The sequence below is a fragment of the Rhodanobacter ginsengiterrae genome (assembly GCF_050026815.1).
Lineage (GTDB): Bacteria > Pseudomonadota > Gammaproteobacteria > Xanthomonadales > Rhodanobacteraceae > Rhodanobacter > Rhodanobacter ginsengiterrae.
The window spans coordinates 1-619 of the sequence record NZ_JALBWO010000019.1; the positions used below are offsets into that span (position 1 = coordinate 1).

At 65.4% G+C, this 619-nt stretch carries 1 protein-coding gene; it reads left to right on the plus strand.

All coding sequences use genetic code 11. The features are described from left to right. The coding region (locus ACQGNJ_RS00100; protein ID WP_426687217.1) for a hypothetical protein at nt 1–619 on the plus strand (619 nt) is incomplete at both ends.

Sequence of the window (619 nt, forward strand, 5' to 3'; positions counted from 1 at the left end):
GCTGGAGCTCGTTCGAGAACATCAGCGACGCCACCGGCACGGTGAACTTCGGCACCAACGGCGGCGTCACCGGCACCATCGCGGTGCAGACGCTGGACTTCGGCAATTACCTGCAAGACCTGACGTTGAACGTGGATACCGGCGCGATCGCAGGCGCCAGTGGAAGCTTCAGCGGTTACACCACGGTCAACGCGAACGCCGCGCAAAACAACACGGTGACCGGTACGGGCCAGGCCTATGCGCTGGACAACACGGTGGCCAACCAGGGCAGCAGCAACGGCTACAGCTGGGGCGGCTTCCAGAACATCAGCGACGCCACCGGCACGGTGAACTTCGGCACGGCCGGCAGCGTTGCCGGCAATGTCGCGGCGCACGCGTTGAATTACGCCAGCTACGGCACGGCGGTGTCGCTGGATCTGTCCAACGGCAGCAACGCGACAAGCGGCATTGGCGGCACCTGGAGCGGCGTGACGTCGGTGAGCGGCAGCGGGAACAACGACACGGTGCATGGCAGCAGCCAGACGTACACCCTGACCGGTGCGAACGCCGGCAGCAGCGGCACGCTGAGCTGGACGTCGTTCGAGAACCTGACCGACAGCACGGCGGGCAACTTCGTGTT